The organism is Edaphobacter aggregans DSM 19364, from assembly GCF_000745965.1.
In the GTDB taxonomy this organism is placed as follows: domain Bacteria; phylum Acidobacteriota; class Terriglobia; order Terriglobales; family Acidobacteriaceae; genus Edaphobacter; species Edaphobacter aggregans.
This window is the reverse complement of sequence record NZ_JQKI01000001.1, coordinates 159,147-185,750: the sequence shown is the minus strand read 5'-3', so window position 1 is coordinate 185,750 and position 26,604 is coordinate 159,147. Positions and strand designations below refer to the sequence as shown.

General features: G+C 60.5%; 28 protein-coding genes. 16 read left to right on the top strand and 12 right to left on the bottom strand.

Annotated features, from left to right (window positions below):
• Nucleotides 1-21: 21 nt before the first annotated feature.
• Nucleotides 22-1,326, bottom strand: a complete 1,305-nt coding sequence (locus tag Q363_RS00855) for a fibronectin type III domain-containing protein (RefSeq protein ID WP_035347085.1) — start codon at nucleotides 1,324-1,326, stop codon at nucleotides 22-24.
• Between the two features lie 98 nt (nucleotides 1,327-1,424).
• Here Q363_RS00855 and Q363_RS00850 point away from each other — a divergent pair, with 98 nt between their 5' ends.
• Both Q363_RS00850 and Q363_RS00845 read left to right on the top strand, forming a co-directional pair.
• On the top strand, nucleotides 1,425-1,925 hold the full coding sequence (locus tag Q363_RS00850; protein ID WP_035347083.1) for a GNAT family N-acetyltransferase: 501 nt from the start codon (nucleotides 1,425-1,427) through the stop codon (nucleotides 1,923-1,925).
• 130 nt (nucleotides 1,926-2,055) lie between these two features.
• The gene (locus Q363_RS00845) at nucleotides 2,056-2,529 is read left to right on the top strand and encodes a DUF4126 family protein (protein WP_035347081.1); all 474 of its coding nucleotides are present in this window, start codon (nucleotides 2,056-2,058) and stop codon (nucleotides 2,527-2,529) included.
• A 62-nt stretch (nucleotides 2,530-2,591) separates the two neighbouring features.
• Here Q363_RS00845 and Q363_RS00840 read toward each other — a convergent pair whose 3' ends face one another.
• From Q363_RS00840 to Q363_RS42610, 3 genes are all read right to left on the bottom strand, one after another.
• Nucleotides 2,592-5,279, bottom strand: coding sequence for an ABC transporter permease (locus Q363_RS00840; protein ID WP_051978145.1), 2,688 nt, complete (start codon nucleotides 5,277-5,279; stop codon nucleotides 2,592-2,594).
• 9 nt (nucleotides 5,280-5,288) lie between these two features.
• Nucleotides 5,289-5,615 carry a PadR family transcriptional regulator gene (locus Q363_RS00835; RefSeq protein ID WP_035347079.1) on the bottom strand — a complete coding sequence of 109 codons (327 nt, stop codon included), beginning with the start codon at nucleotides 5,613-5,615 and terminating at the stop codon, nucleotides 5,289-5,291.
• Nucleotides 5,616-5,718: 103 nt separating this feature from the next.
• Nucleotides 5,719-6,525: an NIPSNAP family protein gene (locus tag Q363_RS42610; RefSeq protein WP_035347077.1), complete on the bottom strand. Its 807-nt coding sequence runs from the start codon at nucleotides 6,523-6,525 to the stop codon at nucleotides 5,719-5,721.
• 84 nt (nucleotides 6,526-6,609) lie between these two features.
• Between Q363_RS42610 and Q363_RS00825 the strand changes: the two genes are divergently transcribed.
• From Q363_RS00825 to Q363_RS00810, 4 genes are all read left to right on the top strand, one after another.
• Nucleotides 6,610-7,278 carry a hypothetical protein gene (locus Q363_RS00825; RefSeq protein WP_035347075.1) on the top strand — a complete coding sequence of 223 codons (669 nt, stop codon included), beginning with the start codon at nucleotides 6,610-6,612 and terminating at the stop codon, nucleotides 7,276-7,278.
• An 81-nt stretch (nucleotides 7,279-7,359) separates the two neighbouring features.
• Nucleotides 7,360-8,412: a Holliday junction branch migration DNA helicase RuvB gene (ruvB, locus tag Q363_RS00820; RefSeq protein WP_051978266.1), complete on the top strand. Its 1,053-nt coding sequence runs from the start codon at nucleotides 7,360-7,362 to the stop codon at nucleotides 8,410-8,412.
• Entirely contained in the window at nucleotides 8,412-8,843 is a 432-nt protein-coding gene (locus Q363_RS00815) for a hypothetical protein (protein WP_035347071.1), read from the top strand. The genes ruvB and Q363_RS00815 overlap by 1 nt, the downstream gene beginning before the upstream one ends.
• A gap of 171 nt (nucleotides 8,844-9,014) precedes the next feature.
• Nucleotides 9,015-9,659: a carbonic anhydrase gene (locus tag Q363_RS00810; protein WP_051978143.1), complete on the top strand. Its 645-nt coding sequence runs from the start codon at nucleotides 9,015-9,017 to the stop codon at nucleotides 9,657-9,659.
• Nucleotides 9,660-9,819: 160 nt separating this feature from the next.
• Here Q363_RS00810 and Q363_RS00805 read toward each other — a convergent pair whose 3' ends face one another.
• From Q363_RS00805 to Q363_RS00790, 3 genes are all read right to left on the bottom strand, one after another.
• On the bottom strand, nucleotides 9,820-10,209 hold the full coding sequence (locus tag Q363_RS00805) for a carboxypeptidase-like regulatory domain-containing protein (protein ID WP_035347069.1): 390 nt from the start codon (nucleotides 10,207-10,209) through the stop codon (nucleotides 9,820-9,822).
• A gap of 25 nt (nucleotides 10,210-10,234) precedes the next feature.
• Complete coding sequence (gene murQ, locus Q363_RS00800) at nucleotides 10,235-11,155, bottom strand: N-acetylmuramic acid 6-phosphate etherase (RefSeq protein WP_211256096.1); 921 nt, start codon at nucleotides 11,153-11,155, stop codon at nucleotides 10,235-10,237.
• 854 nt (nucleotides 11,156-12,009) lie between these two features.
• Nucleotides 12,010-12,444 (bottom strand): LIC_13387 family protein, encoded by a 435-nt coding sequence (locus Q363_RS00790; protein ID WP_035347066.1) that lies wholly within the window; start codon nucleotides 12,442-12,444, stop codon nucleotides 12,010-12,012.
• Between the two features lie 227 nt (nucleotides 12,445-12,671).
• Between Q363_RS00790 and Q363_RS00785 the strand changes: the two genes are divergently transcribed.
• Complete coding sequence (locus tag Q363_RS00785; RefSeq protein WP_035347065.1) at nucleotides 12,672-13,682, top strand: carboxypeptidase-like regulatory domain-containing protein; 1,011 nt, start codon at nucleotides 12,672-12,674, stop codon at nucleotides 13,680-13,682.
• 35 nt (nucleotides 13,683-13,717) lie between these two features.
• Here Q363_RS00785 and Q363_RS00780 read toward each other — a convergent pair whose 3' ends face one another.
• The 4 genes from Q363_RS00780 to Q363_RS00765 form a co-directional block, all read right to left on the bottom strand.
• The gene (locus tag Q363_RS00780) at nucleotides 13,718-14,698 is read right to left on the bottom strand and encodes a zinc-binding alcohol dehydrogenase family protein (protein WP_035347063.1); all 981 of its coding nucleotides are present in this window, start codon (nucleotides 14,696-14,698) and stop codon (nucleotides 13,718-13,720) included.
• Nucleotides 14,698-15,174: a HEAT repeat domain-containing protein gene (locus Q363_RS00775; RefSeq protein WP_035347061.1), complete on the bottom strand. Its 477-nt coding sequence runs from the start codon at nucleotides 15,172-15,174 to the stop codon at nucleotides 14,698-14,700. The genes Q363_RS00780 and Q363_RS00775 overlap by 1 nt, the downstream gene beginning before the upstream one ends.
• A gap of 106 nt (nucleotides 15,175-15,280) precedes the next feature.
• A complete protein-coding gene (gene bla / locus Q363_RS00770) occupies nucleotides 15,281-16,150 on the bottom strand; it encodes a class A beta-lactamase (protein WP_035347058.1) in 870 nt (289 codons plus the stop codon).
• Nucleotides 16,151-16,799: 649 nt separating this feature from the next.
• Nucleotides 16,800-17,642, bottom strand: a complete 843-nt coding sequence (locus Q363_RS00765; RefSeq protein WP_035347056.1) for an AraC family transcriptional regulator — start codon at nucleotides 17,640-17,642, stop codon at nucleotides 16,800-16,802.
• Between the two features lie 175 nt (nucleotides 17,643-17,817).
• On the opposite strand from Q363_RS00765, the gene Q363_RS00760 reads away from it, so the two are divergent.
• From Q363_RS00760 to Q363_RS00750, 3 genes are all read left to right on the top strand, one after another.
• A complete protein-coding gene (locus Q363_RS00760) occupies nucleotides 17,818-18,801 on the top strand; it encodes a proline iminopeptidase-family hydrolase (protein WP_035347054.1) in 984 nt (327 codons plus the stop codon).
• 127 nt (nucleotides 18,802-18,928) lie between these two features.
• Nucleotides 18,929-19,468, top strand: a complete 540-nt coding sequence (locus Q363_RS00755; RefSeq protein WP_035347052.1) for a carboxymuconolactone decarboxylase family protein — start codon at nucleotides 18,929-18,931, stop codon at nucleotides 19,466-19,468.
• Between the two features lie 44 nt (nucleotides 19,469-19,512).
• Entirely contained in the window at nucleotides 19,513-20,019 is a 507-nt protein-coding gene (locus Q363_RS00750; RefSeq protein ID WP_035347632.1) for a YkgB family protein, read from the top strand.
• A gap of 252 nt (nucleotides 20,020-20,271) precedes the next feature.
• Here Q363_RS00750 and Q363_RS00745 read toward each other — a convergent pair whose 3' ends face one another.
• On the bottom strand, nucleotides 20,272-20,721 hold the full coding sequence (locus tag Q363_RS00745) for a hypothetical protein (RefSeq protein WP_035347051.1): 450 nt from the start codon (nucleotides 20,719-20,721) through the stop codon (nucleotides 20,272-20,274).
• 221 nt (nucleotides 20,722-20,942) lie between these two features.
• Between Q363_RS00745 and Q363_RS00740 the strand changes: the two genes are divergently transcribed.
• From Q363_RS00740 to Q363_RS43600, 6 genes are all read left to right on the top strand, one after another.
• Entirely contained in the window at nucleotides 20,943-21,773 is an 831-nt protein-coding gene (locus Q363_RS00740) for a hypothetical protein (protein WP_157466446.1), read from the top strand.
• Nucleotides 21,774-21,918: 145 nt separating this feature from the next.
• A complete protein-coding gene (locus Q363_RS00735; RefSeq protein WP_035347050.1) occupies nucleotides 21,919-22,842 on the top strand; it encodes a hypothetical protein in 924 nt (307 codons plus the stop codon).
• A 35-nt stretch (nucleotides 22,843-22,877) separates the two neighbouring features.
• Nucleotides 22,878-23,378 (top strand): arsenate reductase/protein-tyrosine-phosphatase family protein, encoded by a 501-nt coding sequence (locus tag Q363_RS00730; RefSeq protein WP_035347047.1) that lies wholly within the window; start codon nucleotides 22,878-22,880, stop codon nucleotides 23,376-23,378.
• Between the two features lie 203 nt (nucleotides 23,379-23,581).
• Nucleotides 23,582-23,905: a hypothetical protein gene (locus Q363_RS00725; protein ID WP_035347045.1), complete on the top strand. Its 324-nt coding sequence runs from the start codon at nucleotides 23,582-23,584 to the stop codon at nucleotides 23,903-23,905.
• 150 nt (nucleotides 23,906-24,055) lie between these two features.
• Nucleotides 24,056-25,750, top strand: coding sequence for a TIM-barrel domain-containing protein (locus Q363_RS00720; RefSeq protein ID WP_245631961.1), 1,695 nt, complete (start codon nucleotides 24,056-24,058; stop codon nucleotides 25,748-25,750).
• Nucleotides 25,741-26,325: a TIM-barrel domain-containing protein gene (locus Q363_RS43600; RefSeq protein ID WP_051978137.1), complete on the top strand. Its 585-nt coding sequence runs from the start codon at nucleotides 25,741-25,743 to the stop codon at nucleotides 26,323-26,325. The genes Q363_RS00720 and Q363_RS43600 overlap by 10 nt, the downstream gene beginning before the upstream one ends.
• The last annotated feature ends 279 nt before the right edge of the window (nucleotides 26,326-26,604 follow it).

Below are 26,604 nucleotides of genomic sequence, written 5' to 3'. Positions count from 1 at the left end.
CTCGGGTTGGATGACGGTTTCTTAGGGGTTTTGGATGGGGCGTGCGGTCTCGGTGACCTCGGCGGAGGGTGCGGATTCGTTGCGGGTGTTGTCGACGGCGGTGACGCGGTAGGTGTAGGGGATTCCGGGGGTGACGGCGGTGTCGGAGAAGGCGGGGCCGAGGGTGGGATGCTGGGTCAGGCGTTGGAAGGTGCCTGATTCGGTGCGGCGGTAGACGTGGTAGCCGGCGAGGTCGGGGTCGGTGGTGGGCTGCCAGGAGAGGTCGATGGTGGGGGCAGCGCCGGTGTTGGAGGGGATGGCGGCGAGGCCCGTGGGGGTGAGGGGCGGGAAGGTGTCGGAGAGGTTGACGGTGATGGGGGAGGAGGGTTCGGAGCGGAGTTCGTAGAGGCGGCCGTCGAGGGTGACGGTGCGGAGGCGCGTGGCGCGGTAGGTGTAGGTCTGGCTGCGGAGGGCGGTGCGGTCGAGGGTTCCGCCGGGATCAGTGGGGCGGGGTGCTTCGTCGCCGGTGCGGAGGTGGATCTCGGTGGGCTCGGCGGAGGGAGCCAGAGGTGAAGAGGATTTTTCAGGCTGGGGTTTGGAGGGGGACGAGAGGGTGCGGTCGAGTTCGACGAGCGAAGGTGCGGCGAGAGGCTGCCACTCGAGGAGGATGCCATTGCGGGTGGCGATGGAGTGAAGGCCGGCGACGGGAGGTGGTGCTGCGCCGGCGGCGGCGAGTGCGGGTTTGGAGAGGCCGGCGGAGCGGTGTTCGGGGTTGACGATGCGGATGCGGTAGGCGATGGGCGCGGCGGGATCGGAGGTGAGTGGGGCGGGGAGCGGGTCGGCGGCGGTGGAGGGGCCGGGGGTGACGGCGAGGCGGAGGACGATGGGGCAGGCTTTGTCGGAGGGCTGTTTGGTGGAGTCGGTGGCGGGGTTGGGCTCGCGGCAGATCTCGGCGGTGAGGGGCGAGGGGATGGCGGTGCCGTCGGTGGTGCGGGAGGGCGTGGTCCAGTGGAGGAGGACGCTGGGGCCGACGCGCTGTGCGGTGAGGTCGGTGGGGATATGGACGAGGTGGAGGGATGGGGGGCGCGGGGGGCCGGGGCTGGCGCAGGCGGTGAGGAGGAGGGTGAGGGTGAGGAGACATTCTGCGAACCCATGTCTCAGAATCGAGACCCGTTCGACTTCGCTCAGGGCAGGCTCGGGCACCCGGTTGTTCGGCGAAGCGATGGTTTGAGGCGGTTTGGGCAGTGCAGATGCAGGTCCCTTCGGCAAGCTCAGGGCAGGCTCTTCGACTTCGCGCTGCGGCCCTTCGACAGGCCCAGGATGACAGACTACTGGTGAGTTGGGCATCTTGCTCTTGTCTTCAGCCTAGCATTGTGTGGGGAGGGTTTGCGCTTCGCGTGAATGTCCCAATCATGCGATGGGACGCGCGCTGTAAATTGGAGAGTATGGCTGATGTTGATGTGCGGGATGCATCGCCGGAGGATGCTGCGGCGATTGCGGCAATCTACCGGCCTTATGTGCTGACGAGTGCGGCTACGATGGAGGTGGAGCCTCCGGACGAGGCGGAGATGGCGCGGCGGTTGAGCGATGTTCGCGGGCGCGGGCTGCCCTATGTGGTGGCGGAGATGGCGGGTGAGGTGATCGGGTACGGGTATGCTGCGCCGTTTCGTCCGCGAGCGGGGTATTGCTACACGGTGGAGGACTCGATCTATCTGCGCGGGGATGCGGCGGGCCGGGGCGTGGGACGGCGGCTGCTGGAGGCGGTGATTGCAGGGAGCCGCGAGGCGGGGTCGAGGCAGATGGTGGCGGTGATCGGCGGGGGAAATTCTGCGTCGATGGCGATGCATCGCGCGATGGGGTTTGCGGAGGTTGGTGTGCTGCGCGAGGCGGGGTGGAAGTTCGACCGGGCGCAGGACATCACACTTATGCAGCTGGCGCTACTCTGATGCAGCTGGCGCTACTCTGATGCAATTGAAACTGTAAGTGAAGGAAGACTTTGCGCTCGGGGGGCGTTCTGGGGCACAATGCCAGCGTTACAAGTTCTGGTAAGCAAGGTCTGGTGAAAGGACGTGTGCAATGGCCTTCCCGGTTCTTCTGCTTTGCTTTTTGATTGGCTTGGTGGCGGGGCTGCGATCGATGATGGCCCCGGCGATCGTTTGCGCGGCGGCGTATCTGCAGTGGGTTCACCTGGAGGGGACGCCGCTGGCGTTCATGACGAACCGGGTGACGCTGTGGATCTTTACGTTTCTGGCGATCTCGGAGCTGATTGCGGACAAGCTTCCACAGACTCCGAACCGGACGTCGGCGGTGGGGCTGGTGGCGCGCGCGGTGATGGGAGGGCTTGCGGGCGCGGCGCTGGCGGCGAGTGGCGGCCAGGCGCTGCTGGCCGGAGCTCTGCTGGGCGCGGCGGGCGGCGTGGCGGGAGCGTTTGCGGGATTCGAGATTCGCAAGGGTCTGGTGACGCAGATGAACCTGCCGGACTTTGTGGTGGCGGTGGTGGAGGATCTGCTGACGATCTCGGGCGGGCTGTTTGTGGTGTCGCGGATGTAGAGGCAGTGGTTAGTTGTTAGTGATTAGTGATTAGTTGCACATACTAATCACTAATCACTGTCTTACTCGCTGCGGAGGGCGTCGACGGGGTCGAGGCGTGCGGCTCGGAGTGCGGGGAGGAAGCTGGCGAGAGCGGCTACGGCGGCGAGAGAGGCCAGGGCGAAGGCGAGGGTGGCGGGGTCCCAGGACTTGAGGCCGAAGAGGATGGAGCTGGCGCTGCGGGCGGCGACGAGGGAGATGAGTGCTCCGACGAAGGAGCCGAGGAGGAGCATGCGTCCGGCCTCGCGCATGACGAGGGCGATGATGCGGGCGCGGGTGGAGCCGAGGGCGATGCGGATGCCGAGCTCGTTGCGGCGGCGGGTGACGAGGTAGGAGACGACTCCGTAGAGCCCGACCATGACGAGGACAGCGGCGAGGATACCGAAGAATCCGGAGAGGGTGGCGAGGAGACGCTCGCGGAGGAGATTGTCGCGGATGGACTGTTGCAGTTCGAAGGAGGAGGTTCGGGTCTCAGGGTGCGCGGCGGAGATGGCGCGCTTGATGTCTTCGGCTGCGACAGCGGGGGGAAGCGAGGATGCTATGACCATGCCGGCGAACGGACTTTCGGCTTCGAGAGGGTACTGCATGGCGGGGACGAAGGCGATGGGCTCGGGGTTACCGCGGAGGTCGTTGTACTTGGTGTCGGGGATGACGCCGACGATTTCAAGGAGGGTTGAGGGATAGCGTGGCTCGGCCTTGGTGCGGACGGTCTTGCCGAGGGGATTTTGTCCATTGAGGTAGTTGCGGACGAAGGTCTGGTTGACGATGGCGACGCGCGGGGAGGATTGGGTGTCGTTGTCGCTGAAGCCGCGTCCGGAGAGGACGGGGATCTGCATGGTCTCGAAGTAGGAGGGGCTGACCCAGGTGAAGCGGCTGGAGCCTTCGATGGGGCCGACATCGACGCCGTGGGTCCAGCTTCCGCCGGCCAGGGGGATCATGCTTGTTGTGGCTGCGTTGGTGACGCCGGGTACAGCGCGCACCTCGGCGAGGAGTTGGCGCTTGAAGTCCTCGATGCGTGCGGGGTCGATTTTGGAATCGTGAAAGTTGATGTAAGCGACGGTGATTCCCTCTTCGCGCATGCCGGGATCGACGGTCATGAGGTTGCGGAAGGTGCGCACGAAGAGCAGCGCGGTAACGAGCAGCACCGTGGAGATGGCGACCTGAACGACAACCATGATGCGCTGGATGGAGAAGCGCTCGCGGCGAGCGCTGGCGTGGCCGTCGCCGCTCTTAAGGGCATGGATGGGATCGGACCTGGAGGTGCGGAAGGCGGGGAGGGTTCCGAAGACGGCGCAGGTGAGGATGGCGACGGCGGCGGCGAAGAGGAGGACACGCCAGTCGGTGTGGACGGTGAGTACGGGCGGATTATTTCCAACGGAGAGCGCGCGGATGAGCAGGAGGCTGAAGAGCTGCGCGAGGCCGATGCCGAGGAGGGCACCGGTGACGGCGAGGAGTGAGGATTCGATGAGGAGCTGGCGGAGGAGGCGGGCGCGTGTGGCTCCGAGGGCCATGCGGACGGCGACCTCGCGCTGGCGTGCACTGGCGCGGGCGAGCATCAAGTTGGCGAGGTTGGCGCAGGCGATGAGAAGGACGAGGCCGGTGATGCCGAGAAGGATCCAGAGGGAGGAGTCGTAGGCGTCGCGCAGATTGCTGACGCCTGTGGCAGCGGAGTAGGCGCCGAGTTTGAAGTTTCGGAACAGCTCGGTGGTTTTGGTGCTGTAGCCCTGTGGTAGCGCGGCTTCAAAGAAGCCTTTGCTGGCGGAGGTGAACCACTGTGTGGCGCGGTCGGGTGTCCAGCCTGGGGCGAGGCGGCCCATAACGCCGACGTCGAAGTGCTCGCGCTGCACGTTGGGCGGGATGCAGAGGGGGGTGAGGAAGTCGAAGCTCTCGCCGACCGCGAGACCGAAGAAGCGCGGAGGCGTGACCCCGACGATGTGGTATTGCACTCCGTCAAGGACGACGGACTCGGCCGCTGTGATGGGGCGACCGCCCATCTGCGACTGCCACCAGGAGTAGCTGACGACGGCGTTGGTAGTCATACAGACGGAGGTGACGTCTTCGGGGCCGAGGAGTCGGCCGGCGAAGGGAACGACGCCGAGGACGTTGAAGAAGTCGCTGGAGACATTGAGGGCGCGGACGGGTCGGACGTCGTTGGCGGTGAGGCCGGTCTGCATGTTCTGGAAGACGGAGCTCCAGGCGAAGACTCCGGAGAGCGGCACGTGGTTGCGCTCGACCTCCTGCCAGAGGGGGCGAGTGAGCGAGGAGTAGCGATTGTCGGAGATGCCAAGGCCTTTGTTGCCGCCGATGATGTGGATGTCGACCAGTTCTTCGGGGTGTGCGATGGGAAGGCTGCGCAGGCGGACCTCGTTGAGGAGCTGGAAGATGGCAGTGTTGGCTCCGATGCCGAGCGCGAGCGTGGTGATGGCGACGATCGCGAAGATGGGAGCGTTGACGTATCCGCGGACGGCGTAGCGAATGTCGCGCCATATTGAGTCGAGGCCGATGGCAACGTCGACGTGCTGGACGCGCTCGCGTGTGGCGGTGGGGTTGCCGAAGCGAAGGCGGGCGTCGCGTGCGGCGGCTGCGGGCGACATGCCGGCGGCGACGTTATCCTCGACGCGCATGGCGAGGTGGGCTTGCAGTTCTTCGTCGATCTCGCGGTCGATGGAGGAGCGGCGGAGGAGTGCGGCGATGCGGCGGAGGAGATTCATTGGTTCACCTCAGGCGAACTTCATGACGGCTTGAACACCCTTGACGGTCTGCTCCCATGCGCGCTCGGCGAGGGCGAGCTGCCTGCGTCCGGCGGCGGTGAGGGAATAGAACTTGGCGCGGCGGTTGGTCTCGGTGAGCGCCCACTGCGAGCGGACCCACTGGTTCTGCTCCATGCGGTGAAGTGCGGGGTAGAGGGAGCCTTCCTCGACGCGGAGCAGCTCGCCGGAGACGCGCTCGATGTGGAGGACGATGCCGTAGCCGTGGAGGGAGGAGTTGTGGGCGAGGGTCTTGAGGATGAGGAGCTCGAGCGTGCCCTGGAGATCGTTTTTAGCCATCGCGTTCTATGCCTCGAAGTCTAGGGGTGAGGATGAACCGACGGATGCCTAGATGTCAAGGGGTATGTGACGAGTGGTTTGGAATGTAGACTGGCGTGCCAGGTCAGCGCAACGGCGAGAAGGGCAGCGGGCGCAGGATGGTGTTGCTGATGTTGGCGACGATCTGCGCGTCCTTGAGCTCGGGTGGGGCGCTTAGCTTCTTCCATTCGGGGTCGGAGCCGAAGGTCTGCCAGTGTTTTTCGCGCTCGGCGAGGGAGTCGAAGGAGAGCATGTAGGTGATGTTGGGCTGGCGCGGGCCGATGACGGATTCGCCGATGAAGACGGGGCCCATGCCGAGGCGCTCGAAGATGCCGATCTCGCCGGAGCTGAACATCGCGGCCTTCTTCTGGCGCGCGGGCCAGGACTGCGACTGGTAGGTGCGGAGCTCGAAGATGCGCGGCGGGCGTGTGGTTACGTCGGTGGGAATGACGGGCACGGGGATGACGGCGAGGCTTTGCACCAGGCTGCTCTCAACCGTGACGAAGGGGAGGCCGGGGCCGGCGCTTAATGTTTGCAGAGCTTTTTGGTGCCCTTCGTCGGCTTCGAGGGCGGTGAGGGCCTGCTGCATGGCGGCGAGCGAGGCGTACTGGGTGATGGTGGTGATGGCGGGGCCGTCGGGGCCGATGAGGTTGGAGAGGGCGGCGAAGGGCTTGGCAATATTTCCGCTTAGGGCTCCTGCGCGGGTGAGCGCGGGGAAGCGGCCGGTCTCGAGATAGTCGGAGACGCGCTTGAGCTGGGCCTCGTCGCTGTTGTGCAGGCGGAAGGTGGCGAGCTCGAGGAAGGTGCGTGGGGTGTCGGCTGCGGCCTGGGCTTGGGTGGTGAGGAGAGTGGTCATTGCGGCTGCGCCGGTGATGAGTTGACGTCGGTTCATTTGGTTACAGTAAATGAGGTGCAGAATCGCACGTCAGACAGAAAGATGTAGCACGGCTTAGATCAGAATGATACGTTGGGTTCTATGCTGCGTAAGAGAAGCATCTTCTTTGTCTGGGCATTTTTTGCCGTTTTTCTTGCCTTGGTATTTCCTCTGAGTGGGCAAACGACCCTTGAGGTGGAACAGGGCCTCAAAATACCTAACTCCAAGACGCCTTGGGCTGTCGATGTTTACAACAATCAATTTGAGTTGGTTCCGATACACCACTCGACGGTGAGTTTGAACAAGCATACGGGCGCAAATGCGGCTGGCTCCCTCGCCGGTTCGTTTTTCTATAAACCAAAGTTGACGGCAGAACTCGATGGCTTGAACTCGCGGAACCAACTGCACACAGACAAGCCTGTCATCTACTTTCTCTTCGATGCAGACCAGGACAAGGATGGTAGCGGAAAGAGCAGCGACACTTGGGATTTCGTCATCGCTCGGGCCGAGCAGGCGAAAGATAAGCGAGTAGTAGACCGACTGGCATTTAACACGCTTACGGGCCATGCAAAACGAGGCCAGAGTTTTGTCGATATCGAGATTACCCAGCTACCGAATAGCTGGTATCGAATCCAACCGAAAAATCCGATACCTGAAGGTGAATATGTTCTGCTGCCCGTGCCAAAGGCGAACGGTTCGTATTCAACAGTTGTTTGGGACTTCGCTATCAATGCGAAGGCTCCGAACGCTACGGATGCGATCGTCAAGTAGATCGTCACAAAACGCCGGTTGCTTCGCAGGTAGCTTCGCCTTACTATCGCCTCAATGGATTTCCCTGGCAACAATTCGAAGATGAAGTCGAAGGTTGATCCGAACGCTCGGTCGAAAGAGGATGCGGAGCGGCTGGTCTCGGCGGGGCGCGTGGATGATGATGCGGCGTTTGAGCTGAAGCTGCGGCCTACGCGGCTGAACGAGTTCATCGGGCAGACGAAGGTGAAGGAGCTGCTGGCGATTGCGCTGGAGGCGGCGAAGTCGCGTGGCGAGGCGCTGGATCATGTGCTGCTGTTCGGACCTCCGGGGCTGGGGAAGACGACGCTGGCGACGATTATTGCGAACGAGCTGGGCGTAGGGTTTCAGCAGACGAGCGGGCCGGCGCTGCAGATTCAGGGTGACCTGACGGCGATCCTGACGAATGTGCGGGAGAGGCAGGTGCTGTTTCTGGATGAGATTCATCGGCTGCAGCCGGTGCTCGAGGAGAAGCTGTACACGGCGCTCGAGGACTACAAGCTGGACATCATGATCGGGCAGGGGCCGGCGGCGCGGACGCACGTGATGGACATCAAGCCGTTCACGTTTGTGGCGGCGACGACGCGGCCGGGGTTGCTGTCGAGCCCGCTGCGGTCGCGGTTCGGGATTCTGCTACGGCTGGAGTTTTACACGGATGATGAGCTGCGGTTTGTGGTGGAGCGCTCGGCGGATGTGCTGGGGGTTCCGATCGACCACGATGGTGCGGCGGAGATTGCGATGCGCTCGCGCGGGACACCGAGGATTGCGAACCGGCTGCTGCGGCGCGTGCGGGACTACGCGCAGGTGCGGGCGGCGGGCAAGATCGACCGCGAGACGGCGTGCAAGGCGCTGGAGATGCTGGAGGTCGATGCGCATGGCTTCGATGAGCTGGACCGGCGGCTGTTGCGCACGATCATCGAGAAGTATGACGGTGGGCCGGTGGGGCTGAACACGCTGGCGGCGGCTCTGGCGGAGGAGCAGGATGCTCTGGAAGAGGTGTATGAGCCGTTTCTGATTCAGATTGGGTTTCTGGATCGGACTCCGCGGGGTCGGGTGGCTACTCGGCTGGCTTATGAGCACCTGGGGATTGAGATGCCGCGGAAGTTGAGTTTGTTCTGATGACTTCTCATCCTGTTAGCGAAGAGTTAAAGCGATGTTTTGTTGGGTCGACGTGCCTGTCGGTTGAATGGCTCGAGAATATCTGGAAATTCGAGTTTGAGAGATCAACCGTGTGTGTTGAGAGCTGCTGGCGGATTGTAACCTCTAATGCAATAGCCATTGCCAGTGGAGATGACAAGCAGTATTTCGGGCATCCACAGCCAGTCGATGCCGCCGCACAAGCGCTAAAGCTGTTGAGTAAGCCTGTAGTCACTCTGGGCGTGGATGTCTTGACTGCTGATCTTCAAATTGAGTTTGAAGAAAATGTCAGGCTGGAAGTTTGGAATGGCTCTTCGGGTTACGAGCCTTGGAACTGTTCGACCAAAAGCGGACTTCAGATCTATGCGCTTGGTGGTGGAAAGCTAAGCATTTATCGCGATTTAGCCTCTTAATCTGGAGCTGTTTCGGCGACGCAATCTTCAAGGTGTACCAAACCGCCGTGTGCAACCTCGCAGCTGACCATTTTCACGGCCATTTCTTTCTCTTCGGCTTCTGTTATCGTTTAGACGTTTTCCGGGCTCCGCGGTCGTTCTAGTCAGCAATTGACCTGAGGAGAGCTCCCAATGAGATCGATACTCGTTGGACTCGTTACAGCGGCGACGCTCTTCGGCTCCGTGGCTATCGTTGCGCAGGAGAGCGAGCAACATACCCATTGGGCATACAGCGGCAAGGATGGCCCGAAGAAGTGGGGAACGCTTGATCCTGCTTATTCCGAGTGCAAGCTGGGGCACCATCAGGCACCGATCGACATCCGCCATACAGAGAAGGCCGACCTGCCGCCGATCCGGTTTGACTACAAGCCTTCGCCGCTCTCAGTCGTCGATAACGGCCACACGGTTGTGGTGAACTATGCGCCGGGGAGCTTTATCACCGTCGGCGATCACCGGTACCAGCTGACGCAGTTCCATTTTCACCATCCGAGCGAGGAGCATATCAATGGGAAGGGCTTCGACATGGTGATCCATCTGGTTCACTCGGATGGGAGCGGAAACCTGGCAGTCGTGGCTGTTTTGCTGAAGCCGGGGAAGGTCAACCCAGCGCTGCAGGCTGTGTGGGATCATGTGCCGAAGGAGAAGGATAGGGTGGCGGAGGTCGAAGGTGTGTCGGTGAACGCGGCTGATCTCCTGCCGGCCGATCACGGCTACTATACGTTTACCGGGTCGCTGACGACGCCTCCCTGCACGGAACCGGTGACGTGTTTGTCCTGAAGACGCCGGAGGATATTTCAAGCGGAGAGGTTGAGGTGTTCGCGAAGCTCTACCCACACGATTCGCGGGCTGTGCAAAAGCTGGAGGGGCGCGTCGTTCGCGAATCGAAGTGATTTGGCGCAGCGCGGTCGCACGAAAGTTAAGCTTGTTTTAGACCTTCCTATTTGAAGGTGTCGCAGTTCACGCTCGGAAAATTGCATAACTCCGAAGGGACAGTCAGCTTCCATTGTGTCTTTGTTTCTATTCCGGCGCGAACCAGTATTGTTTGAACCTTTGATTCGAAGCCAACGGAAGTAACTAGAACGTCATACGCCCCTGCTGGGAGATTGAGAACGAAGTTTCCGTTTGCGTCTGAGTGAGTGGCAAGTTCTATCTTTTCTTCCGCGGGCATGTTGCGTCGAACATAGATGTTCGCTTTGCCGATGACTGCACCCTCTGGATCAACAACATGTCCACTGACCTTGGCTGATTTCGCGGTTGATTGGGCGATCAGATGGACGCAAAGTGTGAGACAGAGAATTAGGCCAGCCATTTTTCGCCAGAGAATCATCCAGTCCTCCGTTTTTGCGACAAATCTACCTCTTTGCACCGCGAAGTGCCACCGCGATCTTCCCACCCGCACTCTTGAGCTCAGCTTCTGAAGCCGCGCGATCAAGCCCGAGCTTCTGCATGGCGATGGCGACCTTCACGCTGCCGGCTTCGGTGAGGAGTTTTGCGGCGGTGGGGCGGTCGACTCCTGTGGCTTCGGCGATGATGCGGTGGGCTCGGTCGACTAGTTTTTCGTTGGTGGGTTGTACGTTGACCATCAGGTTGCCGTAGACGGCTCCGGTGCGGATCATGACTCCCGTGGAGAGCATGTTGAGGACGAGCTTGGTGGCGGTGCCGGCCTTGAGGCGCGTGGAGCCGGTGACGACCTCGGGGCCGGTGACGGGGGCGATGGCGATGTCGGCGATGCGGGCCATCTCGGAGCCTTCGACGCAGGTGAGGGAGATGACGAGCGCGCCGAGTTTCTTTACGGTCTCCATGGCTCCGATGACATAGGGGGTGCGGCCGCTGGCCGCGATTCCGACGATGGTGTCGGGGGTGTTGTTCGCGCCGAAGCCTGCGGCGAGGAGGTCGGCTGCGCCCTGCTCGGGGGAGTCTTCGGATTTTTCGCTGGACTTGCGGAGGGCGGAGTCTCCGCCGGCGATGAGGCCCTGGACGAGCGTGGGCGGGACGGCGAAGGTGGGCGGGCACTCGGAGGCGTCGAGCACGCCGAGGCGGCCGCTGGTTCCGGCTCCGATGTAGAAGAGGCGTCCGCCACGTTCGAAGCGCGCGGCGATCTCGTCGATGGCACGGGCGATCTGGGGCAGCTGCGTGGCTACGACGCGGGGGACGCTCTGGTCCTCTTCGTTGATGAGCTTGAGCATCTCGAGCGTGGGGAGCTGGTCGATGTTCGTGGTGCGGGGGTTGCGGGCTTCGGTGGTGAGGGTGGCGAGATTAAGGTCGTTCATCATTGACCATGATAGGCGTTTGTAGGCGGGGAGGATCGTGGCTGCGTCTTCGGCTTCGCGCCGGCCTAGAAAAGTCTGGATCTTGAAAAGGCCCGTTCGTGACGATCAATGCTAAGATGGCCTCCTCTCGTGGGCCAAGGTTTCCGTAGTCACATGGTTTAGCGTCACTCCGACCAGGTTGATAGGTATGGCCACTCTCGATGTAAGTCAAAGCGAAGCTCCTGAGCAGCGGCCCGAATGCTGGCACCTGGTCTTTGTGTCGCGTCACACAAATCGCTTTTTGAAGGAGTCTTCCATGAAGAGATCGGTACTCATGATCGTGTTGTTACTTTGTCCTTCGCTAGTTTGCCTGGGACAGAAGCTAGTGAAGATAACGATTACCTACGCTACAACAACCGACGATAAGGAATGGAAATCACAGGTGCGAAATAGCATCGTCTGTAGCGGCAAGGAGATAGCGGTCCTTGATTGCTGCAATCAAAATGAGCAGACGGACCATTGGACCGATCACTCGAAGACAACGCGAGACATTTCGAACCCTCAGCCGCTGGAAAAGGGAAGTTTGCACGGTTGCACCTTCAACTTTGGAATGGTCCCGAATGGCCGTGACAGGTGGCACGTCATTCCCAGTATGCAGGCTTTTTACGATGACGGGACGAGTGACCACTGGAGCTGGGATGAACTCTATCTCTCGAATAACAAGACCAGAGCTCTCCACATGAAATGATCGTCTAGAGACGCCAGACCGAAGATGCAGATGTGACTCGATTCACGTTTTGCGTCTTTGGATGCCCCCGCGTTTAGGTGCGTTGTTTGAATCCCCGAAATCAGGCTCTTGCGAGGCTGGGCACGGGTGATTATGTAATTGCCGCTTCCTTTTGCCTGATGGAGAGGATAGCCATGACGAGGCATGCGGCGATGAGCAGCTCGACGATGACGGGTGGATAGAAGAAGTACCTGAGCGAGTTAACTGCGAGCGCCATGTAACCGATGACGAATAGGACGAGCAGATCGCGGAGGTCGGCTTTGGTGTCGCGGACGAGGTTGCCGAGAAGCCAGAAGACGACGGCCTCGAGGGTGAGGAAGATGGTCACGGCGAGTCCCATGCCGTGGTAGAAGGCCCACATGCTGCGGATGTGGCCCATGACGGGGAAGGTGTTGGCCCGCATGGCGTCGACGGCGATCTGTTGCGGGCCGGGGGCGGGTGTGCCGTAGACTCCGCCGATGGTGTGGAGGATAGCGTGGATGAGCGTGAGGATAGCGGCGGCGCGGAGCCAGGGTGTGGGTCTCATGCGGTGTGACCTCGCAGCGGTAAGGACGTGAGCCGAATTCTACCTGCTGCGGGTTCGTTCGCTGATTCTTCGTGTCAGTGCGCGGATTCGCCGGCGGGCGGCGAGGATGATCTCGGTGTGGCGGGGGAGCTTGCCGGGCTGACGCTCGAGGAACTTCTGTAGAACTATTTCTGCGCCCTTCTGCCAAGTTGCTTCATCTACTCCTGAGACTGTTTTTTGGCCAACGCATGAAGCGAACAATTGGTGCACTGTATTTTTGTCTGTTGGCAATTCATGCTTCAGGCCAACAGCAACTTATCTCTGATCCGGAGCCTCGCACGGCAGCCATCATCGGCGTCGTGACGGACACAGATGGCGCCATCATTCCCGGTGCTACCGTAACGGTCGAGGGCTCCACGCAGCCTGACCGTCACGTCGAGACCGGCGGCGACGGATCGTTTGTACTCGATCATCTCTCTCCGGCCGTTCCCTATCATGTTAGTGTTCACGCCAAAGGTTTTCTTGACTGGACCTCGCCGACGGTGACGCTGCATCCGGGGGAGCAGTTCGATCTCTCCGACATCAAGCTCGCGGTTGGCCTGGTCGAGACCACCGTCTCTGCGATCTCAGTCGAACAGCTTGCCATCGAGCAGGTGAAAGACGCCGAGAAGCAGCGCGTGATGGGCATCATCCCCAACTTCTACGTCGTCTACGATCAGCGCTTCGCTGCGCTGTCGACGAAGCTCAAGTTTGAGCTCGCGCTCCGCGCCTCGACCGATGTCGCTACCATCGCGGGCGTGGGACTGCTGGCCGGCATCAACCAGGCGGCGGACAGCACGCCGGGCTATCAGCAGGGCGCCAAGGGCTACGGGCAGCGCTTCGGCGCGGCTTATGCCGACGGCGTGTCGGGCATCCTGATCGGCGGCGCCATCCTTCCATCACTCCTGCACCAGGACCCGCGTTACTTCTACCAGGGCACTGGCACGAAGAAGTCGCGCGCCCTTCACGCCATCTCCGCGCCATTCATGGCGAAGTCCGACAAGGGCAAGTGGGAGTTCAACTATTCGAGCATCGGCGGCGACCTGGCCTCAGGCGCGTTGTCCAACGCCTATTACCCTCAGAAGGATCGCGGCCCGGGACTCGTCTTCGGCGGCGCGGCGATCGCGACCGGTGGCAGGATCGCCAATGCGCTGGCGCAGGAGTTCATCCTTCCCAAGCTGACCAGCCACAGCGCATCCAACGCCCACCCCAAGGACTAGTCCCTTCGAAGATCGTCGCGACGTGCGCTCGCAGACTATGGCAGGATGACGACGGGGCCCTCGGCGGTCTCGTGCTTGACGGCCTGGAGGGCGTCGTTGGCGTGGTCGAGGGGGAAGGTGCGGACGCGGGGGTGGATCCCGATCTCGGCTGCCACGGATAGGAAGTCGCGGGCGTCCTGGCGGGTCATGTTGGCGACGGAGCGGATCTGGCGCTCGCCCCAGAGGAGCTTGTCGTAGTCGAAGGCGGGCATCTGGTCGAGGTGGATGGCGTTGACGGCGACGATGCCTCCCTTGCGCAGGCTGGAGAGCGCGGAGACGACGACTGCGCCTGAGGGAGCGAAGGTGACGGCGCGGTCGAGCTGGACGGGAGGCTTCGCGTGCTCGTCGCCGACCCACTTGGCGCCGAGCGCTTCGGCTTGGACGCGGTGCTGCTCGCCGCGGGTGGAGACGTAGACCTCGCAGTTCCAGTGGCGGAGGACGGCGATGACGAGCGAGGCCGAGGCTCCGAAGCCGAAGAGGCCTACGCGCTCGCCGGGCTGTGTGCCGGCGACGCGGACGCTGCGGAAGCCGATCATTCCGGCGCAGAGCAGCGGGGCGATGTCGGCGTCGGAGAGTGTGGACGGCAGCGGGTGGACGAAGTCGGCGCGGGCAGTTGTGTACTCGGCGTAGCCTCCGTCGATGGAGTAGCCGGTGAAGACGATGTTGTCGCAGAGATTTTCTTCGGTGCGCTTGCAGAAGGGGCAGGTTCCGTCGGTGCCGCCGACCCAGGAGACTCCTACGCGTGTTCCTTGCGGTAGTTCGGGGGTGGCGCCTTCGATGACCTCGCCTACGATCTGGTGGCCGAGGATGAGAGGCGAGCGGAGGGTGGGGAGGTCGCGCTCGAAGATGTGCAGGTCGGTGCGGCAGACTCCGCAGGCGAGGATGCGGAGGAGCACGTGGCCGGGGGTGAGCGCGGGCGGTGGGACGTCTTCGATGGAGAGCATCTTCGCCGAGGCTCGAAGGAGGGCGGCTTTCATCAGTGGCTCCTGCCTTCGATGGTACCCACCTCCGTATCTGAATTCAGTCCGTCAACCCAGTTGGCGACGGATGTGAGCCAAGCGATATCAAAATCAGCGATCGATTTTGTGCCAATTGGATCGAACTCATGAGCAGCCTTCGCTCCGTTCTCGCCGTAATATCCATATATGAGTGCGCTGTATGCCGCACACCGCAGATCGGCACTACCGTTCTCGTTGTTGACTAGTCGAAGCAATGCTCTCATTGCAGCAGGGTTTTGATGGGACTTCAGTATCAGTCCGGAACAGCGGGCAGCGAAGGCCCGATTATCCAAGTCTGGATCAGTTTCAGCAGACTGGATGATTTGGTCCAGATAGTTGCTCATGCGTCCCCAGCACCCAAGAAACCAGATTGCCTGATACCGCACCACATGATTGCTGTGGTGCAGATACTGCGAAACAAGCGGAGCAGCCTGTGTCATCTGCGTCTGGCTCAAAGGCTTTCCGAGTCGAGTGATTGCGCGGCAGATTGCTTCGCTATCGTCCTGTGCCGTAGCGGATGCAAGAAACGAATATGCGTTTTGCCACGTCACGCTGCTCTCGCTACCGGGGCTTGTCCAGATTTTGCGTAATTGATCGAGCCACATCGGCATGAATAGCATTCCTTTCATCGGTAGTGATCGTAGTCTCGGTGAGGTACGACGTGATGAGGATGGGTTTGGCTGTATCTCCCGGAGGGTAGAGGACGCCGATGTCGTTGTTGGAGCCGTGGTCGCCGGAGCCGGTCTTGTCGGCTACCTTCCAGGTGGCGGGGAGGCCGGCGACGAACTTGGCTTTGCCGGTGGTGTTGGCGAGCATCCATCGCGTGAGGTGATCGCGGGAGGCGGGCTTGAGGACGTTGCCGAAGAGGATTTTCTGGAGGTTGGCGAGCATGGCGGTGGGGGTGGTGGTGTCGCGGGGGTCGCCGGGGGTGGACTCGTTGAGGGTGGTCTCGGTGCGGTCGAGACGGGTGACGGGGTCGCCGAGGGAGCGGGCGAAGGCGGTGATGGCGGGCGGGCCTCCGAAGCTGGCGAGGAGGAGGTTGGCGGCGGTGTTGTCGCTGAGGGTGAGGGAGGCTTGGCAGAGGGAGGCGACGGTCATGCTGGTGTGCTTCTCGGTCTCGGGGGAGTAGGTGACGAGGTCGGATTTGGAGTAGGTGATGGTGCGGTTGAGGCGTTCTTTGTTCTGGTCGACGCGCTGGAGGGTGAGGGCGGCGGCGAGGAACTTGAAGGTGCTGCACATGGGGAAGCGCTCGTCGGCGCGGTAGGTGGCGCGGCGGCCGTCGGGGAAGAGGATGGCTACTCCGAGGCGGCCTTTGCTCTTCTGCTCGAGGGCGGCGAGGGTGGCGGCCAGGTCGCCGGTTTGGGCGAGGAGGGCGCGCGGGCTTGCGGCTGCGGCGGCGATGGCGATGATGGCGGTCCGGCGGGTGACCATGGGTGCGATTGTAAGGAGGACGGCCTGTGGACGAGGTGTGGAAGGACGTGATGGCTGTGATACTCCCTCCCGGTCAATTGTGTGCAAAGTATTCAAATGATTCATGTTAAGTCCGTACTTCCTCTCTGGATGATGCGCAAAGTACTAAAATTGCTGGGATGGTGTTTGCAAAGTATTGAAGGCAAAGGGAAAGGCTCCCGGTGGGAGCCCTGGCCCTTTTTCCCCTGATGATTTAAGTCTAGCAGGCTGGGGATAATTAATCGGCAACTGGACCGAGTGACATAACCAATTTGTTTGTAGGTGTTTGCAGGGATTTTCGTGCTTGAAGGGCCCTTGACAGGATTTTTGGGAAGATCAGGCCGAAGGCATACCCTGAAGCCCATTGTTTTGCTGAGGAGGATGAGAGCGCCAAGCCTGAAGAGGGTGCTGAAAATGGTGCTCGCGGGCGAAAAAGCCTGACCTCAGCGGCTAAAACCGCATTCATAACAGGACGATTTACGGCACGGCTGAAGCCGTGCCGTAAAGCAGGACGGGGTTTTTCAGCACCCTCTGAAGGCTTGGCGTACCCAGAGGCATTCGCGTCCTTGCGAATGAACCCACATCTCAGACCCGAGATGTGGGGCACCCGTCACGAATGAAATGAACTTGTTCAGCGGTGAGACTGGGTTTCGTTCGTACGGCTGTGAGCCAGCCAGTTGGAGGGGGACATTCCGAGGCGCTGGGTGAAGACCCGGGTGAGAGCGGTGGCGTTGGTGTACCCGATGGCGGTGGCGATGAGTTTGAGCGAGTTGCCCTTGCGCAGCATGGTTTGGGCGATGCCGAGGCGCCAGCTGGTGAGGTAGTCGAAGGGCGTTATGCCGACGATCTTGCGAAAGTGGGCGGCGAAGCGGGCGCGTGACATCCCTGCCCGTTGCGCCAACTCTTCCAGCGACCAGGAGGTTTCCGGATGCTTGTGCATGGCCTCGATGGCCTTGCTGAGGCGAGGGTCGCTGAGGCCGAGTAAGACTCCAGAGTCGACGAGGTGCGCGTTCATGGCTGAGCGGAAGAGGAGCACTAGGACATATTCGAAGAGGTGATCGAGGGCGGTCTGGCGGCCGGGGAGGTCGGAGGAGGACTCGGAGAAGAGGAGCTGAAGGGTGGGGGCGAGTTCGGGGAGGGCGTCGAGGGGGGTGACGAATGGCTCGGGGAAGGAGGCGGTGAGGGGGTTCAACATGCCGGTACCGAATTCGACGGTTGCGCAGACGAGCTCGGTGCCATCGTCCTCTGAGGCGTGAAGGCGATGCTGGTGAGGGCGTGGAAGGAAGACGATGCTCGGGGTATCGACGACGATCGGTCGAGCGTTGGGGCGAGTGATCGTCAGGGTTCCTTTTTTGAGGACATGAAGGTAACCGACCTGTTCGTCGAGGTTGGGGGAGATGCCGCAGAAGGCTCCGGAGTAGAACATCCGGGCGGAGAGGGTGAACTGCTCGAAAAATGGGGCGAGGCGGTCCATGTGGTCTTGATGAGACTATAAGGTATATCAACGATACTCTAAACAACAATACGTATCATATTATCCGGATGGCTCTTTTTCCAGAAGAGAGGAAGCCTTCGGATACATCAGGCTAAAGGGGAATACATGATGATCAAAGGGGTAACGGTCTGTGGATAAGAGGAATACTGACCTTATGAAGCGTAGGAGTTTTCTCTCGCTTGGTGCAATGACTGCAGCAGCGACTCTCACACCGCATGTAGCCTCTGCGACAACAAAAGACATCAAGCTGCCCTCGGCGGATACGGTGCACGTCGGCGGCTCAAGACGAATCGAGATTGGCGGAGGTCATTGGGTCTGGACCAAAAAGGTCGGCTCTGGAAGCACCAAGGTGTTGCTTCTGCATGGCGGTCCCGGTGCGGATCATAGGTATTTCGAGGGATTCGAAGACTTTCTTCCACCCAATGGAATTGAGTTTTACTACTACGACCAGCTTGACTCAACCAATTCAGAGAAGACCAACGACCCTAGTCTTTGGACGATCGAACGGTACACAGACGAGGTGGAAGCAGTGCGTCAAGGCCTTGGTCTGGATCAGTTCTATTTGCTCGGGCATTCCTGGGGTGGCCTCCTTGCGATTGAGTATGCCTTGAAATATCAACAGCACTTAAAGGGCCTGGTGATTTCGAACATGGCCGCGAGCAGCGAGTCGTTCGTAAAGCATGTATCGAAGATCCGGGCGGGGTTCCCAGAAAGTGTGCGCGCTGAACTGGAACACTATGAGAACGCCAATAAGACCGACGATCCTGCGTATCAGAAGCTGCTCTTCGAGAAACTATATAAGGTCTTCATCTGCCGACTCGATCCCTGGCCTGATCCAGTGCAGCGCAGTTTGGATGGATGGAATCAACATGTCTATAACGTTCTGCAGGGACGAAGTGAATTCGAAGCCAGTGGCCGGATGAAAGGTTGGGATCGTTGGGCCGATCTGCCGAAGATCAAGGTTCGAACCCTAACCATGGGTGCACGCTACGATGAGATGGATCCGGAAGACATGCGAAAGATGGCAACACTGGTAGCGCATGGACAATCGTGGATCTCCGAGACCGGTAGCCACTTCGCCATGTATGACGATCAACAGAACTACTTCCGTGCGTTGCTCACTTTTTTACAAGGCTAAATCCGGACGGTGGTCCTGATGAGACTATAAGGTATATCAACGATATTCTATGCAACAATACGTACCATCTTATCTCTAGATGGTTCCTGATGGGCGCTGAGGCGCCACAGGAGATTGGAGAAAGAAGATGTCACGTATTGCCCCTGTTGTTTCGTCCAACGTAGACGCTAAGGTTGCCGCCACCCTCAAGCAGGTGAAGGCGAGCGTGGGGATGGTCCCGAACCTCTTTGCCACGCTTGCACATTCTCCCGCGGCTCTGGATGGATACCTGTCGCTGTCGAAGGTGCTTTCGCATGGCCGCCTTTCCGGCCGTCAGCGCGAGCTTGTGGCCCTGGCCGTGGCGCAGGAGAACGAGTGCCGGTACTGCCTCTCGGCGCATACGGGCTTGGCGAAGGCTGTCGGTGTGAGCGAGGCGGAGGCGCTGAAGGCGCGTGGAGGAGATGGCGACGATCCATTTGAGCGCGCTCTGGCGTCGTTGGCGAAGACGATCGTTCGTCAGCGTGGTCATGTTCTGGACAAGGATATTGAGCGCGCGCGGAAGGCGGGGATTGACGATGGCCTGATGATGGAGGTTGTTGCCAATGTCGTTGTGAATACGTTCACCAACTATGCCAACGAAGTTGCCGGCACGGAGATCGACTTCCCAGTGGTTGAGGTGAAGCTATGACCCGTGTGTACAGCGTTGCGGTCCCGCAGCGAATGGAGAGAACGATGGACAGGCTTATTAAGTATCTATCGAAGACAACGGCGTTTCAGGGAGACCTGGACTACAAGCTGGTTCGCGCATCGATGGTGATCATCTACTTCTTCTTTGGGTATCAGAAGTGGTTTGATTATGAGGCGCAGGGGCTGATCCCATTCTTTACCCATGGACCTCTGATCTCCTGGATGTATCCGGTCTTCGGCATCAAAGGGTCCAGCTACTTCCTCGGAGTCTCCGAGTGGCTGTTTGGAGGTTTGTTGTTCGCTGGCTTCTGGAACAAGAAAGTTAGCGTGTTGGGTTCTCTCGGGTCAGTGCTGACGTTTATCACGACAGTCACGATCATTCCGTTTATGCCGGATGGCTGGGCTCCGTCGGCGGGCGGGTTTCCTGCGATGGTTGGGAACGTTGCCTTCCTGATGAAAGACGTGGTGCTGCTGGCGGTGTCGTTCTATCTGCTGAAGCAGGATGTTGCCAGAGCGTCGGTAGCTACTGAGCTAGCTACTGAGACGGCGTGATGAGTGGGGGCCGCGCCACGCTCCCGGAGATGTGTCGGGGCGTGGCGCGGCCTGCAGTTTGGTTGCTATGGGGGTAGCGGTGAGACCGCGCCATGAATGGGCACCCGGGGGTTTGGCGCTGCGCTCGGAATGATCGTTTTGGCGGGATGAACACACATCTCAGAGTCGAGATGTGGGGCGCCCGGCGAGGGTCCTGAGCATGAGGGGATTGTTATCGCTTGTAGTTACAGGGGAGTGAGCCGCGCTTAGCTGTTATCGCTGCGCTGGAAGAATGGCTTCTTCTTTCGTGTTGAAGGTAAAGTTGATCAGAACCCAGCCATGCTCTGTTTTGTAAACGGTAAACTTGGCAAAGAGCGGCCCCTTTTCATAGTTAAGAGTTAGATAGATAACCTGAGTATGTTGCGACACATCTCGAGTCGAGACGATGTCGTATGACTGGTAAACTCCATAGAAATCCTGAACCTGTCGCAAGCTATTCGACTGGCTAAGGGCGTCCCTGCTGCCATCGATCGGACTGTCCTTGATCCACGTCCGTACCGCTTCCCCTGGACCTTTGGCCTTATACGCCTCCAGGCCAGCGACGATGACCGACGGCACACTCTCGTTGCCGTTTCTCTTGTGTGGATTTGGGTCGGCGGTCTGGGCTAGAGCGGAGCTGACGAGCAGAAGGGCGGATAGATACAAGAACATCAAGCGTTTCATGATTTGGGGGTCTTTCCTCGGAGATCAAGCTTGCCATTGGGACCTCACTCTTGCAATGAAAATCGCTGAAGTCTGGGCGGAGACGGGCAGGGCTGCGGCGAGCAGCAGGGCGGCGGCCAGGTTCTTGAGTATGAATGCGATTGTGATTGCTTGTAGTTACTGGGGGATGAAGTTACTAGGACGAATTAGTTGGGCGCATGCGCCGGCGGGCGCGGTGTACGATGTTTTCGCTCGAGATACGGGTGTTTGGTATGCACACGCCGCCTCTTTGCCGCATCGTGTCCTTCGCGCTAGCGCTCGGTATCGAGTTGCTGATTCCGGTTTGCGTTCGTGCCTTCCAGCACGAAGGCCACATGGGCGCGATGCCCGGTACGCCTGGAATGAGCAGGAACTCCGCCGGCCATGCGTGTGATGACATGAGCGGCATGGGCAACATGAACGTGATGGGCCAGAGCATGGCGGCCATGGCGAATCACATGTGCATCACGCCACTGCGGCCAAAGCAGCCCGGCGACGACGAGAAGGTGAAGGCCCTGATCGCGCAGGTGAAGGCGGCCATCGAAAAGTACAAGGACTACAAGAAGGCGCTGGCGGACGGATATGTGATCGCGAATCCGAAGCTCGAGCAGCCGCAGTATCACTTCAACAACCACGAGAATGTGCGCCTGGCGGAGAGCCGGTTCGATCCTACGAGGCCTTCTTCGCTGCTCTACCGGAGGACCCCGACGCAGCGATACAAGCTGGAGGGAGTGATGTTTACGGATCGCGTCGATGCGAGTGAAGACGAGTTGAATGAGCGGATTCCGCTGAGCATTGTGAGGTGGCACCAGCATACAAACTTCTGCGCGGCGCCCGCCGACAAGGTGAAGGAGTACCACGGCGACAAGCCGAAGTTCGGCATGTTCGGGTCGATCCACACGAAAGAGGCCTGCCATGCAGAAGGCGGAACGTTCTATCCCGTGATGTTCAATTGGATGATCCATGTCTTTCCGTATGAGGAGAATCTGAAAGATGTCTTTTCCCTGAACGACGACGTGGCCCATGTGCGTTGAGCCTGATGCGTCAGAAGAGAGACGAAGAAACTGAGAAAACCCAAGGGAAGTGCTGGAAGCTTTCCCGTCGTCGAATCGAGGAAAAGGCGGTCTCTGACGGTAAAATAGAAGGGTTGCGAAAAACGCGAAGAAGGAACGGAGTCAGATGAGCACAGTGGCGCAGACGGTTTTGGCAGGACAGGTTGAGGCGGCAGCGAAGTCGGCCGGGCTGGTTGTAGTGGCGAGCGAGGAGGGCAAGGACTTCTCGGGCGGGCCGACGGCGCGGTTTACGCTGGGGCTGGCTGCGAAGACGCAGACGCTGGAGCTGAGCGCGGCGTTTGATTTTTCGCCGGGGCCGCTGAAGAGTGTGGTGGAGAGCTATCTGCAGGAGACGGCGGTGCGGATGAAGAATCCGCGGCCGGAGTGTTATATGACGCTGCATGGATTGCCGCTGAGCTTCGGGAAGTTTGAGTGGCCGTTCCATGCTTCGACGTCTGGCGCGGACACGTACATTGTGCACGGCGAGACGCGGCTCGAGGACGGTAACGAGAGCGTGCTGCACGCGAAGGTGGCGGCGTCGATGACGGTGACGTTTGCCGAGGTGGTGGCGGCGCTGGAGCAGCCGTTTGCGGAGAGCTTTATCTATAACGCTGTGCGCAAGACGATGGATCAGGGGCAGCTGGAGCTGGTGAAGAGCGGGAATCGGCAGCCGGTTCCGGTGACGACGCGATACTACAGCTCGAAGCAGAAGAAGTTTATCTTCAACGACACGACGGAGGCGCAACGGGAGGGGTTTCTGATGGCGAAGGTGTTCTGGCTGTCGGGCGTGCTGGGCGGGGGCGAGCCGGTGTGGCTCGTGGATCCGCGCGATGCGCAGTACCTGAACACGACGGTGGAGGAGCTGAGGAAGACGGCGGCGGCGGTCGCGGGCGAGGGGATGATTCGGCTGGCGGCAGACACGGAGTTCGGGACGCCGACGGAGGCGCTGATGGGGCTGCGCGATCGCTACGAGCAGGAGCTGGCGGATGCTCTGAAGTTCATCAAGCCGAGCTTCAACGAGGAGATGCGGGCCGGGCACACCAATATGTAGGTTGTAAGGAACGGACTGCTCATCGGGAGCTGCCGATGCGACGTTTTCTGTTGCTTGTTGCTGCGATGATTGCGTTTGCCGGCGCGGCAACAGGCCACTCCGTGGCGCAGAGCTCGACGGCTCCCGATGCGAAGGCACAAGTGCTCTTTGTCTGCCAGCATGGCAATGTGAAGAGCTTGATGGCCGCCTCATACTTCAACCAGCAGGCAGAGAAGCAGGGTCTGCCCTACCGTGCGGTCGCTCGCGGGGTTGCTCCAGACTCGACTACGGTGCCGGAGCCGATTGCGGAGGGTTTGCGCGCCGACGGCGTCGACATCAGCGGATTCCACCCTGCGGCAGTCAAGGCCTCAGAGACGGCCGCTTCTCAACGTGTGGTGACAATTGGTACGACCCTGCCGGTGGAGGCCCAGAAGGCTGCTGGCACACGGATAGAGCAATGGAATGATGTGCCTCCGGCGAGCGAGAACTTTGCCGCGACGCGGGATTCGATCAAAGCGCATGTCCGCCGGCTGATAGAAGAACTTGATAAGCATTGAAGAGAAACTCGATAAGCGTTTCAGGGACTTCAACATGTAACTGCTCCAGCAACAAACGTCGCTTAGCGCCAATGTGGTAGCGCAAGTTATTTGCAACCTTTCGGGGGATTCGGCGTATCCTATCTGGCGGCTGAGAGAAGGCACACCAGGATGTGTGTCTTGGGATTCCTGAAGCCAAGAGGGATTCTGCCCTAGAGGAAGCGATGAAGATTAACCGCATGGCAATGCCACTGATGGCAGTGGCTCTGATGGGCGCGCCGGTGTTGGCGATGGCTCAGAACAACAACTCCCAGTCGGCGCAGGCGCAGGACTGGAACACTCCTCCGGCCGGTACCGAGCAGGCGCAGGGCTACAAGGATGGCATCGAGGCGGCAAAGCTGGACAAGGCTGCGAAGCGCAAGATCGACGCGAAGTCGTCGCACCTGTACAAGAATCCCCCGGTGAAGGGCCAGCAGAAGGACGCCTATCGCAACAGCTTCGAGAAGGGCTATCAGGCGCAGCTGGATCACGACAAGCCGGGCATGTAAATGCGAGTTGTTAGTTGTTGGTTGCAGGTTGAGAAGCGGAACTGACTGACAACGGCTTTCGATGCTGTTACAAAGGAATGGAAGAGAAGGGTCCCTGAAGGGGGCCTTTTTCTTTGCCTTTGGTGTGGTCGAGAGTCTTGGAGGCTTTCAGTGCGGACGGTCAGGAGTTTTTCTACAGCGGTGGTGTTGGGGATGTTTGCGGCGGGCGCGTGGGCCCAGGATGTTTCGCCTTCGGCGCAGGCGCCGGCGGCGAGGACGGCGGAGGCTCCGGTGGAGGGGCTGGTCCGGAGAAATGCGAGCACGATTGCTTTGACTGTGCCGGGGAAGCATATGGCGCAGGGGATTGAGCCGGGGCCGGAGTTGCTGCTGGGGGACTTTGAGTTTGAGGGCTCGGTGGTGCCCACCGACAAGGTGCATCTGAAGCAGCTGGCGCCGGGGGTGTTTGAGGTGTCGAGCGTGGCGTACATGGTGGGGTACTGGCGGTTTCGTGTGCGCGATGCGGGGAATTATTACGGGCTGGGGGAGCACTTCGATGCGCTGAACCATACGCACACGGTGGTGCGGAACTCGTCGACGGATAATGCGCGGGCGAAGGGCGGAGCGACGTACAAGCCGATGCCGTTCTTCATGAGCACGACGGGGTATGGGCTGTGGTTGGATACGACATCGGATGCGACGTTCGATATGAATGCCTCGAGCGAGCACGAGGTGATCGTTGATCTGGCGGCGGAGAAGCTGCGGATCGTGCTGTTCACGGGGCCGGAGTTTCCGAAGATTCTCGACCATTTCACCGCGCAGGCGGGGAGGTCGATTCTGCCGCCGTACTGGGCGTTTGCGCCGTGGATTGGGCGGGACTATCACCAGAACGACGCGCAGGTGAAGGAGGACGTGGACAAGGCTCGGGCGCTGGGGCTGCCGGCGAGCGTGATCCTGATCGATTCGCCGTGGACGACGGCCTATAACAGTTACAAATTCAACCCCACGCAGTTTGACGATGCTCCGGCGATGGTGAAGTATGTGCACGACAACGGCTACAAGCTGGTGTTGTGGCATACGTCGTGGATCAACTCGAAGTCGGACCCGCCGCGGGAGAAGGGCTTTGAGGGGAAGATGGCGGAGAAGTCGGAGAACTACGATGAGGCGGCGGGCGATGGGTTTTTCGTGAAGGGACTCGACGGCAAGCCGTATGTGGGGCGGTGGTGGAAGGGCGAGGGGTCGCTGATCGACTTCACGAATCCGCTGGCGAAGCGGTGGTGGCAGGATCAGGTGCGGAAGGCGATTCAGGCGGGGGCGGACGGCTTCAAGGACGATGACGCGGAGGGCAGCTTTGTGAGCGGGCCGGTGAAGTTTGCCGACGGCACGGACCCGCGCGTGATGCGGAACAGGTATGCGGTGCTCTACAACAATGCGATGGAGGAACTGATCCAGAAGGACCTGAAGGGCAACGGCATCTTGTACTGCCGCAGCGTGACGCAGGGTGCGAACGGGCTGGGGATGCTGTGGGGCGGGGATAACGAGGCGAGCTTCTCGGAGGAGAACGGGCTGCCGACGGTGGTGACGGCGGGGCTGGGCGCGGGGATGAGCGGGATGCCGCTGTGGACGGCGGACCTGGGTGGATATGAGAGCACGCCTTCGACGCCGGATGCGGTGGTGTTTCAGCGATGGACGGAGTATGCGGCGTTCTCGCCGGTGATGGAGGTGCTGTCGCAGCGGAATGTTGGGCCGTGGAGTTATGGGGAAGAAGCTCTTGCTACGTATCGGAAGTTTGCGGTGCTGCACATGAGTCTGTTTTTCCGTATCGCTATGCGGCGGCGCAGGAGGCGGCGAAGACGGGGATGCCGTTGATGCGTGCGCTGGCGCTGATGGACCAGAACGACGAGCGGGCGCGGCAGGTGAAGGATGAGTATCTGTTCGGGCCGGATTTGCTGGTGGCTCCGGTGGTGACGGAGGGGACGCAGCGTAGTGTCTATCTGCCGCAGGGCGAGTGGGTGGACTACTGGACGGGCTCGTATGTGACGGGAGGACGGACGGTGATTGCGGATGTGCCGGTGGACCAGATTCCGGTGTATGCGCGGGCTGGGGCGGTGATCGCGAAGATCCCTGAGGACGTGATGACGCTGGTTCCGCAGTCGGAGAGTGGGAACACGCAGGTGAAATCGATGGATGACCGGCGGGTGTATGAGTTGATCGATGGCGGCGGCGGGGCTTCGATTACAGACTTCGAGGGGAGGAGGGTGGAGCGTGGGGAGCACTCGCTGAAGATCGCGGGGGACTCGGCGGCGCATATGATTCTGCGGTGGCGGTCAGGGAAGCCATCGAAGGTGACGGTGAATGGGGCGGAGGTGAAGGTGGAGTCAGGTGAGAGTGGGGCGTTTGTGGAGTTCGATCATTTGAAGGAGAGTCTGGTGGGGTGGGAGTAGAGTTCGAGCTTCGCTCGAATGAATCCATTCATGTCGCGATGAGACCGCGCCATGAATGGGGCACCCGGCGCAGTAAAGGACTGTAGCGCTTGTATGGCTCGGTGAGAAAAATGAGTTCAACGTTGAGGTTCAGGGGCGCGAGCAGAAGGACCGGGCTGTGGGTCGGTCTTTGCGGTTCGCTAGTCTATGCTCTATTCGCACTCCAAGGAAAGATGGGCTTGGCCCGAGCCGGAAGTGTTTCTGTGGCAGTACTGCTCGTTGTGGGGTACGGGGCATGGA